The 15,596-nt window shown below is 72.5% G+C and carries 8 protein-coding genes and 1 pseudogene; 6 read left to right on the top strand and 3 right to left on the bottom strand.

Annotated elements, in window-relative coordinates:
• The first annotated feature begins 5 nt into the window (after positions 1 to 5).
• Positions 6 to 1,265, top strand: coding sequence for a toll/interleukin-1 receptor domain-containing protein (locus ACWEKM_RS05565; RefSeq protein WP_451619858.1), 1,260 nt, complete (start codon positions 6 to 8; stop codon positions 1,263 to 1,265).
• Here the strand turns inward: ACWEKM_RS05565 and ACWEKM_RS05570 are convergent.
• From ACWEKM_RS05570 to ACWEKM_RS05580, 3 genes and pseudogenes are all read right to left on the bottom strand, one after another.
• Entirely contained in the window at positions 1,255 to 1,830 is a 576-nt protein-coding gene (locus ACWEKM_RS05570; RefSeq protein ID WP_451619859.1) for a hypothetical protein, read from the bottom strand. The two genes, ACWEKM_RS05565 and ACWEKM_RS05570, sit on opposite strands and share 11 nt — an antisense overlap.
• Positions 1,827 to 3,420: pseudogene (locus ACWEKM_RS05575) on the bottom strand (diguanylate cyclase domain-containing protein). The gene ACWEKM_RS05570 and the pseudogene ACWEKM_RS05575 overlap by 4 nt, the downstream one beginning before the upstream one ends.
• Before the next feature lie 158 nt (positions 3,421 to 3,578).
• Positions 3,579 to 4,460 carry a DUF4231 domain-containing protein gene (locus ACWEKM_RS05580; protein ID WP_451619860.1) on the bottom strand — a complete coding sequence of 294 codons (882 nt, stop codon included), beginning with the start codon at positions 4,458 to 4,460 and terminating at the stop codon, positions 3,579 to 3,581.
• A 66-nt stretch (positions 4,461 to 4,526) separates the two neighbouring features.
• On the opposite strand from ACWEKM_RS05580, the gene ACWEKM_RS05585 reads away from it, so the two are divergent.
• The 5 genes from ACWEKM_RS05585 (at position 4,527) to ACWEKM_RS05605 (ending at position 15,498) form a co-directional block, all read left to right on the top strand.
• On the top strand, positions 4,527 to 5,909 hold the full coding sequence (locus ACWEKM_RS05585; protein ID WP_451619861.1) for a hypothetical protein: 1,383 nt from the start codon (positions 4,527 to 4,529) through the stop codon (positions 5,907 to 5,909).
• A 661-nt stretch (positions 5,910 to 6,570) separates the two neighbouring features.
• The gene (locus ACWEKM_RS05590; RefSeq protein WP_451619862.1) at positions 6,571 to 8,016 is read left to right on the top strand and encodes an acyltransferase domain-containing protein; all 1,446 of its coding nucleotides are present in this window, start codon (positions 6,571 to 6,573) and stop codon (positions 8,014 to 8,016) included.
• The gene (locus ACWEKM_RS05595) at positions 8,013 to 14,069 is read left to right on the top strand and encodes an SDR family oxidoreductase (protein WP_451619863.1); all 6,057 of its coding nucleotides are present in this window, start codon (positions 8,013 to 8,015) and stop codon (positions 14,067 to 14,069) included. Before ACWEKM_RS05590 ends, ACWEKM_RS05595 begins: the two co-directional genes overlap by 4 nt.
• Positions 14,066 to 14,752: a 4'-phosphopantetheinyl transferase family protein gene (locus tag ACWEKM_RS05600; RefSeq protein ID WP_451619864.1), complete on the top strand. Its 687-nt coding sequence runs from the start codon at positions 14,066 to 14,068 to the stop codon at positions 14,750 to 14,752. The genes ACWEKM_RS05595 and ACWEKM_RS05600 overlap by 4 nt, the downstream gene beginning before the upstream one ends.
• Positions 14,725 to 15,498, top strand: coding sequence for an SDR family NAD(P)-dependent oxidoreductase (locus ACWEKM_RS05605; protein WP_451619865.1), 774 nt, complete (start codon positions 14,725 to 14,727; stop codon positions 15,496 to 15,498). The genes ACWEKM_RS05600 and ACWEKM_RS05605 overlap by 28 nt, the downstream gene beginning before the upstream one ends.
• Positions 15,499 to 15,596: the final 98 nt, after the last annotated feature.

Raw genomic sequence — 15,596 nt, forward strand, 5'->3', positions numbered from 1 at the left:
CGTCCATGGCGCGCCCGAGAATTTTCGTCAGTCACAGTTCCCACCCGGACAAGTGCGCTCCGGCCAGCTGCGCGTGCGTCGCCCACCGCGACGCCATCGTGGCGCTGTTGGACGAACTGGGCTGCGATCCCGTCATCGACCAGAGTCTGCTGCGCACGGGCGACGAGTGGCACCGGAAGCTGATGGTCGAACTGTTCCACTGCCAGGGCACCGTGCTGCTGCTGTCGCCGCACGCCCTTGACTCCAAGTACGTCATGGAGGAGGCGATGCTGTCCACGATCCTGCGGGAGGTGACCGGGGGACGGTTCGTGCTGCTGCCGGTGATGCTGCCGGGCGTTCGACGTGCCGACCTGGAGCAGAGCCGACTGGCGGGACTCGGCCTCGGCCGCCTCGACCTGGCCAGGTGGTCGGGATCCGCACAGTCCGACGCTGCGCCGGTCAGGCTCACGGACCGGCTGCGGGCACTGGTGGAGTCGCACGGCTCCCTCCCCTACCCGGAGGTGACGGAGTACTTGGCGGGCCGCATCGAGAACGTGTCGGCGCCGATGCTGTCCAAGGTTGCCCGGCAGCTCGGCATGGAGCACATCGCCTACACCTCCGACCATTCCAACTACGTTGTTTCCGCTGGCCTGTTGAGCGAACGTCCGGTGGCGGAGTACGGCGCCGAGTGCTCCATGCGCGAGGCCCTGAGAGAGCTGCTGCCCCATCTTCGACACAAGGACCACCGTCAGGAGGTCGTCGACGTGGTGGTGCCCTTCGCCCGTGTGCCCGGCGCGGCAGCAAGGCAGTTGCACACCCTGTGCGAGACCTTCTCGGAGGGCCGGGTCGCTGTGCTGACGGCGACGAACGTCAAGACCGCCGAGATGTATGTACGCCGTGCCAGCGAATCCCCCGCCCCTTGGCTCCGGCACACACCCGTACCGCGGCCGGGCATGGATTTCGTCGACAGCCTGATCGCCGAGATCCATGAGTTCCTCGTCGACCAGTTCCTCGGATTCGACATGCACGAGGACGAGTTGCGCCGCTGGCTGGCCCGCGAGGAAGAAGAGTCCGGGCCCGTCACCATCGTCCTGGGCGTGCAGCCGGACGCCGAGCTGCTGCGCCGCCTGCTGGCTGCCTTTCCGCATCTGCTCTTCCTCTTCGTCCACGAGCAGGCGAACGTCGACGGCGCCGCGGCGGACCTCATGTGTCTGGAGGCTCTGTCGCCGGGCCAGGAGCGCGACATGTTGGGCACGTACCGAAGGTTGAGCCGGATCAGCCAGTAGGCCGGGGCCCGACGCGCACCCGCACCGTCGCCAGGGCACTCCGCAGTTCTTCGATGTCGGGATCGCCGTCCGCCGGCGCCTCCCACAGGTTCAGTTCGCGCAGCCGGCCGGCCCCGGCCAACGCTTTGAGGGGCGGCACCGGATGGCCGGGGCCGACCTCGATGAACATCACTCCGGTGCCGGCCGCCCCGGCCCAGTCGCGGAGGGAACCGCAGCCGGTCACGGTGAGGAAGCGAAGCCTCTGGCAGCCTTCCAACTCGTCCAGGTGCGACAGCGTCGCATTGTCGGCGATCACCAGGGAGCGCAGCGCGGGCAGGTCGCACAGCGTACCGAGGTCGGCGACGGCACCATGGCAGACCACGTGGTGGACATGCGCGCTGCCGGCGAGCCGGGCGAGTTCCTCGCTTGAGCGGACCACGACGTTCCTGGTCGGCGCGGAGGCATCGGTGTCCTTCGTCGTCCACGTCCGCACCAGGTGCCGCTGCACGGCGGGCCGGTGCGGAGCCCAGGATCCGGCGGGACGCTCGGGGAGTGATCCGGCGATACGCCGCTCCGAGACGCTCACCGGGCGCCGCTCCTGCGCGACCTCCCCGGCCCGGGACCTCTTGTCGTCGTACATCCGTAGATCCGCTGTCCGCAGCACTTCCTCGACCGGCGTCCCACAGGCCGCCCAGGCACAGCCGAAGCTGGCTTCGACCCGTACGACGCGCCCCTCGATCCGCATGGGTGCCCTCAGCGCCGCTCTGAGGGAGTCGATCAGCTCAGGCGATTCCGTCGGGCCGATCCCATCGATCAGCATGACGAACTCGTCGCCCCCGTATCTGGCGACCGTGTCGTCGTCACGCAGGAAGTTCCGCAGCCGTCGTCCGACCTCCACGAGGACCGCGTCGCCGAAGGGAGGACCGAGACGCTCGTTGATGGCGCGCATTCCGTCCAGGTCGCAGAAGAACACCGCGAGCCCTTTCGTACGCTTTTCTCTGTCGCCCTCGGGCGCGAAGGTGTGGTCATGGCCGTCGGCCGGAGTCAGGTCAGGGGCCGGGCACAGTCTGTCCGCCAGCCTGGCGCGCGCTTCCCCGGCGTTCGGCAGGCCGGTGAGCGCGTCGTGGGTGACACGGTGGAAGAGGTCCAGTTCGCGGCGCTTGCGCTCGTGGATGTCCTCGACGTGGGTGAGGAGGAAGCGGGGGCCTTCGGCGGCGTCGGCGACGACGGAGTTGCGCAGGGACACCCAGACGTATGAGCCGTCCCGGTGCCCGAGCCGCAGTTCGGTCCGGCCGCCCTCCGGCGAGGTCCGCAACAACGTGCCGATGTCCTCGGGATGGACGAGGTCGGAGACCGAGTAACGGCGCATCGCGGAGGCGGGTCGGCCCAGCATCCGGCACAGCGCGTCGTTGCTGCGCAGGATGCGCCCGTGCTGGTCGCCGCCCATCTCGGCGATGATCATGCCGGAGGGGGCGTACTCGAATGTCTGCCGGAAGGACTCCTCACTGGCGCGCAGGGCCTGCTGTTCCCGCTCCAGCCTGACCAGGGCCTTCTGCATATTGCCTCTGAGCCGCGCGTTGCTGATCGCGATGGCCGCTTGGAAGGCATACATCTGGAGCGCTTCACGGCCCCAGGCTCCGGGGCGCTGCCCGTTGCGCGGCCGATCCACGGAGATGACCCCCATGAGGTCGCCGTCGTTTCGGACGCCTGGCGTGTACAGCGGTGCGAAGAGGCGGTCGCCGCGCTGCCACTCGTCGGCGTTCCAGGGTGCGGGTTCTTGCGCGTACCGGGGCAGGTCGTCGCCGTCGAGTTCGCGTCCTTCGGTGGCGGGGACAAAACGTAGCTCGCCCCATGCCTCGCCGCCGGCCAGCCGGAGTTCCCAGATCTCACGGGACGCGACCTGCCCCGTCTTGTCCGCACCGTCGTCTGCCTCGCCGCCGGCCGAGGAGACGACGAGGTCGCCGTCCGAGCGCACGAGATGGACGCTCGACAGCTCGTAACCGAGGCCGGTGAGTACCCCGTCCGCGACGCTCTGCAGCGTGTCCGCGAGGCTCCGAGCGGTGTTCATGTCCGCGACGGTCTGCTGCAATTGCCGCAGAGAAGCGAGTCGCACGAAGGGCTCGCCTTCGTCGACCGGCCCATTCGCCCCGTCCGCCGGTGGATGTGCCGCCGCCACGCGTACCCCCAACTCCCGTGTCTCCCCAGAGGGTTCAGGATATGAGGCCAAGGGCAGCTGAACATCTGCCCGGATTCGGCGAATTCGGCACGCGGGCGGTGCGGGGCCGCGGTTACTGATGGGACGTCGGCGTTGTCGGCGGTGAGAGGCCGCCCGGGCTAGTCAGCGGCCCACTTCGCCATCCATGCCTCGTTCTGCGCGGAGATCACGAGTTCGCAGCGGCTCACGAAGCCGTCGTCCGCCGCCGCGTCGGACCGCTGCCGGGCGGACCAGCGGGTCAGCAGGCGGTCCAGTTCTGCGGCGGTACGGGAGAACTCCAGCTCCTGGTACGCGTAGCGGGCGGCCGCGGCATGCGCGGTGACGGCCGCGCTCACCGTGGTGATCGTGCCCACCCACAGCGCGGGCTGGTCCACACCGAAGGCGGCGGTCACCGCGCCCAGCACCACCGCTGCCGCCGCGAGAAACAGTTCGCTGCGTCGCACGACGGCGCAGCGGCGGCTCATCAGCACGGCACGCGGCCGGTAGTAGTCGCGGATCTGACCGGCCAGGCGCACTGCGGCGTAGGACTCCACATCGGCGATGTCGGGCAGGGGGCGCTGCCGGGGTGCGAGACCGATGGTCAGGTGGGCCAGGTCACCGGCATCGGCGAGGATGCGGTGGGCCCGGTCGAGGAGCGTGCCCGCACCGCCGGTGCGGTAGGCCCCGGCCCCGGCCAGGCAGGTGCAGACCTCGCTCTTCAGCGCCTCACTGACCGAGCGCAGCCGGGTCCACTCCCGTAGTGCGGCCGGACCGGACCAGGTGGTGGCGAGGGGGACGAGCCCGGCCGAGATGGCGGCGAGCATGACCAGAGCCCGGCCCGGGACGGACTGCCAGGACATGACCTGGGAGCCGAGGGTCGACAGCGCCGCCGCCACGATGCCCAGCGTCAGTCCGAAGGCACGCGCCCTGCCGATCGCCGCCTTGGCCGAGTCGGCCGCCTGTGACCAGACACTCTGCTGGTCCCAGACCTGTCGAACCGCCGTATCAACTGCTTCCGCCATACGAGTGATTCTGCCAGCCTTGACGTGACGTCTCGTCATGGTCCGGGGCTGACGGAGGGGGAAGTCATGACCGAGGAGCGGCAGCCGTCAGCCGGCCGGCGACCGCCGCGACCGCCCACCCGGCTGCGCCAGTCGCGCTCCCTGGGCCTGCTGCTCCAGGTCGTCGGTACCGCCTCGGCCGGCCTCGGGATGGCCAGTGGAGCGGTGGCCTATCGGTCGCTGCGCACCTGGCGGGCCGAGCAGGGATGGCTCACGACCGCCGTCGAACTCGCGCTGATGGTGTGCCTGCTGGCGGCCGGGCGTTGGGCGATCCGGCAGGGGTACCGGCACCGGGCCGCGGTCCTGCGGCCGCTCACCGAACTGCCCGAGGACGAACCGGTCGTGCTGTTCCTGCGTTCCTTCGCCGACGACGCCGGGCTCGCCCGGGTCCAGCACGGCTCGATGCGGGACGGCCCCTGGGCGGCGTCCACCGAGACCGAGGAACAGCAGTTGGCCCGCGCGGTCGCGCCGTTCGGCCGGATGGTGGCGCTGGGCCGCCCCGGCGACCGGCTTCCCCAGCCGGGCGCGGGACGCCATTACAGCTCCGACCTGGCCTGGCAGCAGGAGGTGCTCGCGGCTCTGGACCGAGCGTCGCTCGTCCTGCTGGCCTGCGGTCCGGGGCGGCAACTGCGGTGGGAGGTGGAGCAGATCGTCGCCCGCGGCCGACCCGAACGGCTGGTGCTGATCGGTGTGCGGGACGCCGATCAGTACGAGACCTTCCGGCTGGTGATGCAGGACGCCTTCCCGAAGGGCCTGCCGCCCTCGGCGCCGGTCAGGAGGGACCGGACGGACCCCCCGGAGACGTATGTCCGCGAGGCCATCTGGTTCGAGGCGGACTGGACTCCCCACCTGGTCCCGCTCGGCAGCGACGACCCCGAGATCGAGGCGCTCTGGCTGCTCGACCGCAACGCCTGGGTGGAGACCGCCTTCCCCCTGGCCGTCCGGCCGGTCTTCCTGCGATCCGGTCTCGCCCTGCCGGGCCTGCCGATGGGCCGTACCGCGCGGCCCCGGGCGGTCAAGGCCGCGGTGCCGCTGCTGGCACTGGCATGGGGGGTGTTCCTGGCCGAGTTGGGGGGCGGACGGACGGGCAACATCCCGGTGGTGCTGGTCATCGCGACGGTGGCCGGTCTGCTGCTGTACCGGACCTGGCGGGCGGGACAGGTCACGACGGGGTTCCTCAAGCTGTACTCAGGATTGTTCGGGACGGTACTCGTGCCGATGTCCTTCCTGGGCGGCTCCGCCCTCCCCGGGCCGCTGGCCTTTCTGGTGGGGCTGGGGCTGATCGCGGGCGTACTGCTGCTCAGCCGGACGGACGTGCGCCTGTGGCGCGCCTCGCACGGTGCGTACCGGCGGACGGGGGGTGCCGGTACGGCGGCAGCGGACGGCAGAGCGTCACCGGAGGTGCGGTAGGCGCCCGGCGCCTGCCGCGTTGCAACCTGTCGAGCCACCTCGGTGACACGGGACCACCGGGCGGCACAGCCGCCTCCTCCGTCACAAAGAGGCGCATTCGGCGGTCCGGAGCGCCCTGGGGTAGCGGACGGGGTCACGTCCGCGCGTTCGGCGAGCGGATTCTGCTTCCCGCCACCCCCTCCTCACTCGTGTGGGTGATGACTGCGGACGCTCCCAGCGGGATGCTGAATATGCGTGTGCATGGGGACGGCCGTTCGTCCTGGTTCCTTTTCCGCTTCTGGTTCCCTTTTCGGTTCCGTTTCCGTTTCCACTTCTGGTTCCCTTTTCGGTTCTGGTTCCCTTTCCGGTCCCTGTTCTGGTTCTCGTCCGGCCCTTGCCCTGATTCGTGTCCTGGTTCTTGTCCTGGTTCTTGTCCTGGCCCTCGTCCTGGTCCGTGTTCCGGCTGTCACACAACAACCCCTTGCGCAGGTCCCCCTGTGCGCCCCCGAACGGGGCCGGTGCGGCCCCCCGAAGGACGGGGGTCACCGGCGGTGTCTTTCCTCCTTCTTCTCACCTTCTCCGGTCCGTGCCGCCGACCGCTGCCCGCGCAGGGCGGGCGGCACGGGCCTTCTCGGAATTCTTCCGGTTCCGCTCTGTTGTCGCTCTGTGTGGAGGAGTTGCCGTGGCCGAGCGCTGCGCTGTCGTGTTCCCGGGGCAGGGGGCCTACCTGCCCGCTGTTCTCGCCCGGCTCGCCGTGGATGAACCGCTGGTCGAGGAGACACTGCGCCTTCTGGACGCCACCGCCGTCCGCCTGGGACGGAACGCCCCCTCCCGCTTGCTGCTCGACGAACAGGCGCCGACATTGGCCGAGTTGGCGGGCGAGGCACCCGCGGACCTGCACACGGCGCTGTTCGCCGCCGAGATGACGCTGTTCCGATTGTTGACGGAGCGTCATGGCCTGCGTCCCGACGTGCTGCTGGGACACAGCTTCGGCGAGTTGGTGGCCCTGACCGCGGCCGGTGTGTACGGGCTGGAGGAGGGCATGGCGCTGGTCGCCGCCCGCGACGAGGCGTTCGCCGCCCGCCCGCCGGAGCGCGGTGGAATGCTGGCACTTGAGGTGTCCGCCTCCCGCGCCGAAGGACTGCTGGTGGGTCTCGGGGAGTGGGAGGTGACCCTGGCCGCGGACAACAGTCCTCGTCAGTGCGTGGTGTCCGGCCCCGCCGAACCCTTGGGCCGGGTACGGCGAGCCGCCGAAGCGGTCGGGGTCAGGGCGACGGCGCTTCGGGTCCCGTACGCCTTCCATCACCGCATGCTGGCCGCCGTGGCGGGCGACTTCACCCGCCGGGCGACCTCGTTGCGGGCCGGGCCGGCGCGGCAGTTGCTGCACTCGGCGATCCTGGGACGGCGGGTGGACGACACCGACGCGGTGGCGGACCTGGTCGCCGCCCATCTGGTGCGGCCTACGCGGTTCACCGGCGCAGTCCGTCTGCTGCACGCGGAGGGGGTGGAGGTGTTCGTGGAGTGCGGCCCTCGCGGTGTGCTGAGCGATCTGGTGACGGCGACGGTGCCGGGCGTGCGGGTGGTCACGCCGCTGCGACGCCGGGTGAGCGGCGCCGAGTTGGCCGAGGCACTCGGCGACCTCGGCCCGACGTCGGCCCGCCCGGCGCCCTCGGTTCACCGGCCCCCGGCCGCCTGGACCGGGACCGGTGCGGCCAAGGACCGTACGACGTGGGCGCGTGCGGGTTCCGCGGCCACCGGGACCGTGACCGTGGCCGAGGATGCCGCCGGGGCCGTATCCTGCGCAGCCGCCGACACCATGGCCGAGGAACCCTCGCCGGGTACGCGGACGCTCCCGGACCGGCGGTCCATCGTGGCCACGCTGCGGACCCTGTACGCGGCGGCGCTGGGGTATCCGCCCGAGGTCCTGACCGACGATGCCGATCTGGAGGCGGATCTGGGGGTGGACTCGATCAAACAGACCGAACTGTTCGCCCGGGCCGCCGCGCGTTTCGGACGCACCCTGCCGCCGGACGGCTCCCGCCTGACCAGCTGCACCACACTGGACGCGCTGGCCGGGCTGCTGAGCACACTGCCCGCGGACGGCCTGCGCGCGGGGGTGCCGGCATGAGTGGCCGACCCGAGGTGCCCGCGGCACGGGATCTGACCGGGAAGATCGCCTTGGTGACCGGGGGTGGCAAGGGGGTCGGTGCGGCGATCAGCCGTGAACTGGCCAGGCACGGCGCCTTCGTGGTGGTCAATTCCTTCCACTCGCCCCGGGCCGCCGAGGAAACCGTCGCGTCGATCCGTTCCGCCGGGGGGCGGGCGGCGGCGCTGCGGGCCAGCGTCGCCAAACACGACCAGGTGACCGCGATGTTCGCGGCACTGGCCGAGCGGCACGGCGGTGTGGACATCGTGGTCAACAACGCCGCGCGGGGCGTGTTCGCCCGCTTCGACGATCTCAGCGACTCCGAGTGGCAGCGGGCGCTGGACACCAACGTCCACGGCGCCCGCTGGTGTGCCCTTGAGGCGGCACCGTTGATGGCCGCGCGCGGCGGCGGTGCCATCGTGAACGTCTCGTCCATCGGCGCCGCACTTGCCATGGACAACTACCTCATGGTGGGGGTGTGCAAGGCGGCGCTGGAGGCGATGACCCGGTATCTGGCCGCCGATCTCGGCCCGTTGGGAATCCGGGTGAACACCGCCTCGGCGGGGCTGTTGGACAATTCCACGGCCGCCCTGTTCCCCGGTGCGGACGCCCTGCGGGCGACCTGCGCGGCGGCGGCCCCGCTCGGCGGGGTGGGCCATGAGGACGACCTTGCCCGGCTGGTGGCCTTCCTCGCCTCTCCGCAGGCCCGCTGGATCTCCGGGCAGTGTCTGCTGGCCGACGGCGGACTGTCCGTGGGCCGCGCCATGCTCACCCCGAGCCACCCCGAGCCGTCCACCGCCCCGACTCCCCCACCTCCGTTCCACACCGGTGCCGCACCAGCTCCTTCCCCTCCGTTCCACAACGGTGCCGCCCCGGCCGAGAACCCACCGGCCGACGCCCCGCACCCCGCCCCCGAACGACCTCCCGCCCCCGTCGAGCCACCACCCACCGACGCCCCAACCCCCTCTTCCGTACGACCTCCCAACCCCACCAGGGCGCCATCCGCCGACGGCCCACCCACCTCTTCCACACGGCCCGCCAACCCCACCGCGGCACCACCCACCCAGAACGCGGCCGTGGTAAGCGGTGACGGCGCGGAGCGGGTGGCGGCACACACGGTGGCCGTGGTGGGCATGGGTCTGGTGGCCCCGGGCGCCGAGGGACCGGACCCGCTCTGGCACCGGCTGATGGAGGGCATACCCCAGTTCAGCGAGCCGGGAGAGCGGTTCCCGCTGGAGCATTTCTGGTCGCCCGAGGACATCGCGGACCGCACCTACAGCCGGGTCGCCGGTTACATCCACCCCGCGTCGGACGCCGAAGAGGACTTCCTCACCGTCTGGACGCGAACCGCGCTTCTCCAGTGCGACGCCCCGCGCCTGGCGTCCGGCGCCGGCGTCCGCACCGCGTGCTTCGCCGGTGCCTGGGCCGAGGGATCGCAGCACATGGAGGAGAGCCTGCTCGTCGAGGCCGCGGCCGACGGCATCGCGGAGCACTGGAGCGGGAGCGCGGCCGAGAATCCCGAGACGCTGCGTGCGCTGCTCGTCCGCTGGCTGCGGTCCGTCCACCGGCACGCGGGCACGCCGACCGGGCACCTGCCGTCGGCGGCGCTGCGTGCCGCCGTCGCGTCGCTGCTTCCCGCGCCGACGCCGGTGCAGGTCGTCGACACCGCGTGCTCCTCCGCGCTGTACGCCATCGACCTGGGCGCCCGCGCCGTGCTGGACGGGGAGTGCGACCTCGCCCTGTGCGGCGGGGTGTTCTCCCTGGGACCGCGCTACAGCGTGTTGTTCTCCCGACTGCGCGGGCTGAGCCGGTCGGGTGCGGTCCGTGCCTTCGACGCGCACGCGGACGGGGTGCTGTTCGCCGACGGGGCGGCGTTCGTCGCCCTCAAACGGCTGGATGCCGCCCGGGCCGACGGCGATCACGTTCTCGGGGTGCTGGCCGGGTTCGGCGCGGCGTCCGACGGGCGTGGCCGGGCCGTCCACGCCCCCAACGCCACCGGTCAGGAGCGGGCGCTGGCCCGCGCTCGCGCCGTGTCCGGCGTCGTACCGGAGCAGATCGACTGGGTGATCGCCCATGCCACCGGCACCCCGGTCGGCGACCGGGTCGAACGCGGCGTGCTGTCGGGGCAGTTGCCGCACGCCTGGTGCACGTCGAGCAAGTCGGTGTTCGGCCACACCGGTTGGGCGGCCGGTGCGCTCTCGGTCGTCCATGCCTTACAGGGTCTGGCCCACTCCACGATCCCGCCGCAGATCCCCTACCGCTGTCCCGACGACGCGCCGCCGCTGCGGGTGCCGACCGATCCGGTGCCCTGGCCGCGCCCGGCCGACCGGCCACGGACGGTGGGGGTGTCGGCGTTCGGGTTCGGCGGGACCAATGGCCATCTGCTGCTCCAGGACGCCCCCCGGCCCGGCGATAGAGCACCGGCCTCCCTGCCGGCCCTCGTCGAGGACGATCCGGTGGTGGTCGTGGCCTGGTCGGCCCATCTGCCCGAAACCCCGGACGCGGCGGACGTCGCCCGCCGCCTGGCCGATGGCCAGAACCCCGCGGCACGGCGCTCGTTCGGAGCCCGGTACCCGCTCCCGTCCTTCGCCGAGATACGCATCCCCGCGCGCACCGCCGCGGGCGTCGACCGGGCCCAGCTGATGGCGTTGCAGGCCGTCGCCGCACTCGTCCCGCCGGATGCCTCGCCCTGGTGGGAGGGGCTGCGGGAGACGTGCGGGGTCTTCGCCGCGCACGCCGGTGTCCCCGCCGCCTCGCCCGATATGACCGTCCGCTGCCACGCCGCCTCGCTGGCCGAGGCCACCAGGCACCCGCTGCCCCGCGGGCTCGATCGCGCCGAGTTGTCGAAGGCCACCTCGGTGTTCCTCGACGCGGTGCGCGAGCGCACCGGTCCCGGGGAGGACACCCTGGCCGGGCTGATGCCGAACGTGATCCCTGCCCGGGTCGCCGCGCTGCACGACCTGCACGGTCCCACGATGACACTCGACACCGGGCTCACCTCGGGCCGCAGCGCCCTCCAGGCCGCCGCCGCGCATCTGCGGCGCGGGGAACTGGAGATGGCGCTGGTGCTGGGCGTCAACGGCGCCGCCGGTCCTCTGTTCGCCCGCCTGCACGACATCGGCGGGTCCCGGGAGCCGGCCGAAGGGGCCTTCGCCCTGGTGCTCACCCGGGCATCCGTCGCGCGCGCCCGTGGCTGGCCCCTGCTCGCCGACCTCGGCACCCTGTTGGACCGGCTGCCTGTCGAGCACCACGAACCGGACGAGTGGAGCTACCTGGGTGCCGACGACCTGGTAGCCGCCCTACGGCACCTCGTCGCCCGTGTGCCGGTCCCCACGTCGGCGGCTTCGGCGCCGACGGCTTCGGCCCGGCCCACCGAGAGCGCCCCGGCTCCGGTCACCCGGCGGCACACCCTGAGCTGGGAGCCGGCCGGACCATGCGGCAGCGGGGTACGGCCGTTGCCGGCCCGCACCCTGGTGATCAGCGACTCCCGGTACGCGAGCGGTCTGCGCGCCAAGGTCGACGCCGGAGCTTCCTGCCGCCTGGTCGCCGTCGACGGGGACCAGGACCCGCAGCAGGCGGTCGACCGAATCCTGCGTGAGAGCCCGGAGGGGTTCCGGCATCTGCGGGTCGTCGCCGACCTGCACTCCGCGCCCGCCTGGCCCGCCCCGCCCACCACCGACGTACTGGCCGTGCAGGAGGCGGCGTTCTGGGCGGTCCGTGAACTGCGTGACCGGATCGCCGCGGGCGGCACCGTCGCCGTGGGGGTGACGGCGCCGTTCCTCGGCGAGGAGGCCGCCCCGCACGCCCATCTGTTCACCGGCTTCGTGAAGTCCCTGGCCTGGGAGCTGACCGGCTGCACCATGCGCGCGGTGGTGGGCGACAGCACCGAACCCCAGGCCGTACTGGCCGCTCTGGAGGACGAACTCGCCCGCCCCGCCGACGGGTTGCCCGTGGTCCGTCATCGCGGTGCCATCCGTTTCGTCCAGCGTCTCACCGAGGACGGCTCTCCCGTGGCGGGCGGCGCCCCGCCGCTCGCCCCCGCGGCGGTGGTCGTGGCCACCGGCGGCGCCCGCGGCATCACCGCCGCCTGCCTGCTCGGCCTGGCACGTCACGTACCGCTGCGGGTGCACCTGGTGGGGTCCAGCCGCCCCGGCGACCTACCGGACGACCTGCTGCACACCCCCGACCAGGAGCTGCCCGCGGCGCGCGCCCGCTACATCACCGACCAGCGCTCCCGCACGCCGCGGCGGCCGGTGGGCGAGATCAGCGCCGCCTTCGACCGCCTCCTGCACGCCCGTGAGTCCGCCCTGACGCTACGGGCCCTGGGTGAGTCCTGCGGCGCCGACCAGGTCCACTTCCACAGCTGCGACGTCACGGACGCGGACGCCGTACGCGCCCTGGCCGACGCCGTACGCGCCCGGGAGGGCCACGTCGACCTGCTCGTCAATGGCGCGGGACTGCACCACCCGGGCGACATCACCCGCAAGACCCTGCCCGGCATGCGCCGTATCCGCGACGTCAAGCTGTCCGGCTACCACCATCTGCGCGCCGCGTTCACCGGCGCGCTCGCCCCGCGACTGTGGTGCAACTTCGGCTCGGTCACCGGGGTGGCCGGACTGCCCGGCGAGAGCGACTACTCACCTGCCAACGACTTCCTGTCCGCCGCCGCCCAGGTCGGCGCCGACGGCGAATTCACCCTCGCCTGGACCATCTGGGACGAGACCGGCCTCGGTTCCGGAGCCATCGTGCAGTCCCACACCGCCCGCACCGCGCGCCTGTCCCGTATGACCACCGCCGAAGGAGTCGCCCACTTCCTGACCGAACTGCGTCGTCGCGCTCACGGCGAGGGCGGGAAGGACCGGCTCGTCACCTTCATCGGCGACGCCGAACACCGCTCCTTCGACGCCCGTTTCCCGGGCCTGCGCACCACCGGGCACCCCGACCGACACCACCCGACCGCACCCGCGCACACTCCACGTCCCACCGATGACGCCCTCCCGGCCGGACCGCCCAGCAAACCCACCCCGGCCGGACCGCCCAGCGAACCCACCCCGGCCCCACTACCCGGCGAGCCCACCCCGGCCGAGCTGCTCGGCGAACCCACCCCGGCCCAACTGCCCACCGAACCCACCCCTGCGGGGCTGCTCGGCGAACCCGCCACCCGCCACGCCGACCACGCCATCTGGCACCTGGTCCTCGACCTGGACGCCCACGGCTTCCTGCGCGACCACTTGGTCGACGGCAAACCCACCGTGCCGGGTGTGATGCTGGCCGACATCGCGGTCCAGGCAGCCCGTGCCCTGGCCCCCGGACTGCCGCCACGCGGCGTCGACGCCCTCGCCTTCAGTGCCTGGGTCCGCGCCCGCACCGACGGCAAACCCGCCCGATATCGCGTCGAGGCCCGTCGTCGCGGTGCAAGGGCGGCCTGCGCGGTCAGTGTGACCATCCGCTCCGATGTCGTCGCCCCCGACGGACGTGTTCTGGCACGCGACCGGGAGCACTTCCGCGCCACGGTCCGACTCGGCGGCCCGGTCCCGCTGCCCGAGCCGTACGGCCCGCTCACCGGACCGCACCGTACGGTCGACGATCCGTACTACGACACTGCCTCCCCGGTCCTGCTCACCGGCGTCTTCCGCGCCACCGACCAGTGCCGCACCACCGGCTCGGGCGCCGGCGCCCGCTGGTGTCCCGGCCCGGAGCGGCTGTCCGCGCTGCCCCGGCTCGCCACCCCGGCGGTCCTCCTGGACAGCCTCGCCCGCACCTCCGCGCTCGCTCCCACGCCGGACGGACACCACGCCGTCGCCGTCCCCCACCACATCGAACGCATCGCCCTGTACGAGTACGGCGACGACCACGACCTGGTCCGGACCCACCCCGCCGGGCTGCGGCTCCACCACTCAGCCGCCACCGGCACCAGCACCGCCACCACCCAGGACGGCCATGTCGTCGCCCAGATCTCCGGCATGCGCGCCACCGTCCTCGCCCGTGTCCCGGCCCACGCCCCCGCACCGGCCGATGCGACCGAGGTCCCATGACGCCGACGGTGCACACACTCGCCGGTGCCCGCCACTGCCGGGTGACCTCAGCGGCGGGCCCGGTCGACCTCTGGTGGCACCTCGGCCCGCAGGGGCGTCCCGTGCCCGGCCGGGTCCTGCTGCGCCATGCCGTCGCGGTGCGACACGCCCGTCCGCCCGGCACCGTCACCGTGGTCCGCGATCCGCTCGGCCGCCCCATGCTCGCGCCGGGACAGGACCTGCCTCCCCAGTACCTCACCGCCGCCCACTGCGGGCCCGTCACCGTGGCCGCGCTGATCGCAACGCCCCGGGACGGCACCCGGATCGGCATCGACATCGAGCATCTGGCCTCCCTCCCGCCGCCGGTGCTGCTGCGGTGCGCCCTCCGTCCGGGCGAGCGCGCCGCGTTGGCGGACCGGCCCACGACCGTACAGCGGGCGGAGTTCCTGACCCTGTGGACGGCCAAGGAGGCCATCGCCAAGGCCCTGGGCTGGCCTCTGCTGCGTGCCCTGGTCGACGTGGAGATCACCCTGCGCCCCCGGCCCGCCCTGGTCCGGCTCGGCCCGGAACCGGCCCCCCTGGGCTGGCAGTTGCTGCCCCTGGGCCTGCCCGGGATTCCGCACACGGTCACCCTCGCCACCCACCACCCGCCACCCGGTCCACAACGGGAGAGCACATGGACCTCACCGGCAAAACCGCACTGATCACCGGGGCCACCCGCGGCATCGGCCTGGCCCTCGCCCATGCCCTGCACGCCCACGGCGCCCGGCTCGTCATCACCGGCCGTTCCAAGGACAGCGGCCGCGCGGCTCTCGCCCTGCTGGACGCCGGAGACGACGTCACCCTGTGCGTGGCCGACGCCACCGACCGGGCCGACGCCGAGCGCGCGGTCGACGAGACGGTGGACCGCTACGGGCACCTCGACATCGTCGTCAACAACGTCGGCGGTGCCACCGACTTCGCCACCGTCGCCGACATCTCCGACGACACCTGGCACCACACCCTTGCCCTGAACCTCGACTCCGCCCTCTACACCACCCGCCGCGCCCTGACCCACCTGGTCCCGCAGCGCTCGGGTCGCGTCATCAACATCTCCTCCATGGAAGGCCGCGACCCGGACCCCGGTCTGTGCGCCTACGCCGCCGCCAAACACGCGCTGATCGGATTCACCCGGGTCCTGGCCAAGGAGGTGGGCCCGTACGGCGTCACCGCCAACTGTGTGTGTCCCGGCGCCGTCGAGACCGACTGGTTCACCGAACAGGGTCCCCGGGCCGCGCGTGTCCTCGGCACCGACTACCCCGGCCTGGTACGCCACTTCACCGGCCGCACCGCCACCGGCCGCCTGACCCGGCCCGAGGAGGTCGCCGCCGCCGTTCTGCTCCTCGCCTCCCACGCCGGCTCCGGCATCACGGGCGCCTGCATCCCCGTCGACGGGGGCACCACCGTGTGAAGAGATCACTTGATCCATGACGTTCCGTGGCGGTTGGTCAGGTCGGTCCGGTCGGCAGCGACGATATTGAGTTGAGGGGGCAGCCAGGGCGGACCAGA

It is taken from the genome of Streptomyces sp. NPDC004752, assembly GCF_053601275.1.